This is a genomic window from Nostoc favosum CHAB5714 (assembly GCF_020829495.1).
Taxonomy (GTDB): domain Bacteria; phylum Cyanobacteriota; class Cyanobacteriia; order Cyanobacteriales; family Nostocaceae; genus Nostoc; species Nostoc favosum.
This window is the reverse complement of the sequence record NZ_JAIVFQ010000224.1, coordinates 1-3,296: the sequence shown is the minus strand read 5'-3', so window position 1 is coordinate 3,296 and position 3,296 is coordinate 1. Positions and strand designations below refer to the sequence as shown.

General features: G+C 53.9%; 1 rRNA gene. It reads left to right on the top strand.

From position 1 onward, the window contains the following. Window positions 1-106: 106 nt before the first annotated feature. Window positions 107-3,219, top strand: a 23S ribosomal RNA gene (locus LC586_RS40075). Window positions 3,220-3,296: the final 77 nt, after the last annotated feature.

Sequence of the window (3,296 nt, the reverse complement as noted above, 5' to 3'; positions counted from 1 at the left end):
AACTACACAGTGGACGCGAGCATCTTCCATGCAACCTTTTGGGGTTGTGTGGTGTAGATGATCTTAAAGATCATTAGTCAATTTTTTGACGATTCAACTCATGTGATTTCAAGTCTTTAAGAGCAAACGGTGGATGCCTTGGCATCTGGAGCCGAAGAAGGACGTAGCAATCTGCGATAAGCCTCGGGGAACTGATAAGCGAGTTTTGATCCGAGGGTGTCCGAATGGGGAAACCCCGCCAGGGCGCGTGCGTACCTGGTGACTCCCGCCTGAATATATAGGGCGGGTAGAGGGAACGTGGGGAAGTGAAACATCTCAGTACCCACAGGAAGAGAAAGCAACAGCGATTCCGTGAGTAGTGGCGAGCGAAACCGGAAGAGGCTAAACCTAGCGTGTGTGATAGCCGGCAGGCGTTGCATGTTGGGGGTTGTGGGACTTTTCTGATTGTTCTGCCGAGCAGTCGACGTGACAAGAGGGTATAGACGAACGGTTTTGAATGGCCGGTCATAGAGGGTGCGAACCCCGTAGTCGAAATGCCTTTTCTTGGCGTGAAGAGTATCCCAAGTAGCACGGGGCCCGAGAAATCCCGTGTGAATCTGTCAGGACCACCTGATAAGCCTAAATACTCCCAGATGACCGATAGCGGACAAGTACCGTGAGGGAAAGGTGAAAAGTACCCCGGGAGGGGAGTGAAATAGTACCTGAAACCGTTTGCTTACAAACCGTTGGAGCACCCCTGGTAGGTGTGACAGCGTGCCTTTTGAAGAATGAGCCTGCGAGTTAGCGATACGTGGCGAGGTTAACCCGTGTGGGGTAGCCGTAGCGAAAGCGAGTCTGAATAGGGCGATTCAGTCGCGTGTCCTAGACCCGAAGCGAAGTGATCTATCCATGGCCAGGTTGAAGCGACGGTAAGACGTCGTGGAGGACCGAACCCACTTAGGTTGAAAACTGAGGGGATGAGCTGTGGATAGGGGTGAAAGGCCAATCAAACTTCGTGATAGCTGGTTCTCTCCGAAATGCATTTAGGTGCAGCGTTGCGTGTTTCTTGCCGGAGGTAGAGCTACTGGATGGCCGATGGGCCCTACAAGGTTACTGACGTCAGCCAAACTCCGAATGCCGGTAAGTGAGAGCGCAGCAGTGAGACTGTGGGGGATAAGCTTCATAGTCGAGAGGGAAACAACCCAGACCACCATCTAAGGTCCCTAAGCGCGTGCTAAGTGGGAAAGGATGTGGAGTTGCTTAGACAACCAGGAGGTTGGCTTAGAAGCAGCCACCCTTGAAAGAGTGCGTAATAGCTCACTGGTCAAGTGATTCCGCGCCGACAATGTAACGGGGCTCAAGCACGCCACCGAAGTTGTGGCATTGACATTTTTGGTAGGCCTTCGTGGTCCAGCCGTGTTGATGGGTAGGAGAGCGTCGTGTCGCGAGTGAAGCGGCGGGGTGACCCAGCCGTGGACGCGACACGAGTGAGAATGCAGGCATGAGTAGCGAAAGACGTGTGAGAAACACGTCCTCCGAAAGACCAAGGGTTCCAGGGTCAAGCTAATCTTCCCTGGGTAAGTCGGGACCTAAGGCGAGGCCGACAGGCGTAGTCGATGGACAACGGGTTGATATTCCCGTACCGGCGAAGAACCGCCCAAGCTAATCCAGTGGTGCTAAGAGTCCTAGCTCAGAATTTTCCGGATCCCTTCGGGGTGATGGTTGTCTGTGTGAACGCTCGACCCCATGCTGGTGCGGCTAGCGTATTAACAGGTGTGACGCAGGAAGGTAGCCCAAGCCAGGCGATGGTTGTCCTGGTGCAAGTGCGTAGGCCGAGTGATAGGCAAATCCGTCACTCATACAGGCTGAGACACGATGCGGATGAAAAGTGGGTGATCCTATGCTGCCGAGAAAAGCATCGACGCGAGGTTCTAGCTGCCCGTACCCCAAACCGACTCAGGTGGTCAGGTAGAGAATACCAAGGAGATCGAGAGAATCGTGGTTAAGGAACTCGGCAAAATGCCCCCGTAACTTCGGGAGAAGGGGGGCCATCCACTTATTAGGACTTGCTCCGAAAGGGTGTGGTGGCCGCAGAGACTAGTGGGTAGCGACTGTTTACTAAAAACACAGGTCCGTGCCAAGTCGCAAGACGATGTATACGGACTGACGCCTGCCCGGTGCTGGAAGGTTAAGAGGACGGGTTAGCCGCAAGGCGAAGCTCAGAATTTAAGCCCCAGTAAACGGCGGTGGTAACTATAACCATCCTAAGGTAGCGAAATTCCTTGTCGGGTAAGTTCCGACCTGCACGAATGGCGTAACGACTTCCCAACTGTCTCAACCGCGAACTCGGCGAAATTGCATTACGAGTAAAGATGCTCGTTACGCGCAGCAGGACGGAAAGACCCCGTGACCTTTACTACAGCTTGGTATTGGTGTTCGGTGTGGCTTGTGTAGGATAGGTGGGAGACTGTGAAGCGGACACGCCAGTGTTCGTGGAGTCATTGTTGAAATACCACTCTGGTCACTCTGGATATCTAACTTAGGACCGTGATCCGGTTCAGGGACAGTGCCTGGTGGGTAGTTTAACTGGGGCGGTTGCCTCCCAAAATGTAACGGAGGCGCCCAAAGGTTCCCTCAACCTGGTTGGCAATCAGGTGGCGAGTGTAAGTGCACAAGGGAGCTTGACTGTGAGACTGACAGGTCGAGCAGGGACGAAAGTCGGGACTAGTGATCCGGCAGTGGCTTGTGGAAGCGCTGTCGCTCAACGGATAAAAGGTACCTCGGGGATAACAGGCTGATCTTGCCCAAGAGTCCATATCGACGGCATGGTTTGGCACCTCGATGTCGGCTCGTCGCATCCTGGGGCTGGAGTAGGTCCCAAGGGTTGGGCTGTTCGCCCATTAAAGCGGTACGCGAGCTGGGTTTAGAACGTCGTGAGACAGTTCGGTCCCTATCCGCTGCGCGCGTAGGAAGTTTGAGAGGATCTGACCCTAGTACGAGAGGACCGGGTTGGACGAACCTCTGGTGTGTCAGTTGTTCCGCCAGGAGCACCGCTGATTAGCTACGTTCGGGATGGATAACCGCTGAAAGCATCTAAGCGGGAAGCCGGCCTCAAGATGAGACTTCCATACCCCTTGTGGGTGAGAGGCTCCCAGCCAGACTACTGGGTTGATAGGCCGGATGTGGAAGCGTAGTAATACGTGAAGCTGACCGGTACTAATAAGCCGATGACTTGATAACACACCGTTTTTGGTGCTTGCGTCCACTGAGTGGTTCTCGATGTACGGTCGGGAACACAACAATGACATAATCGTTGT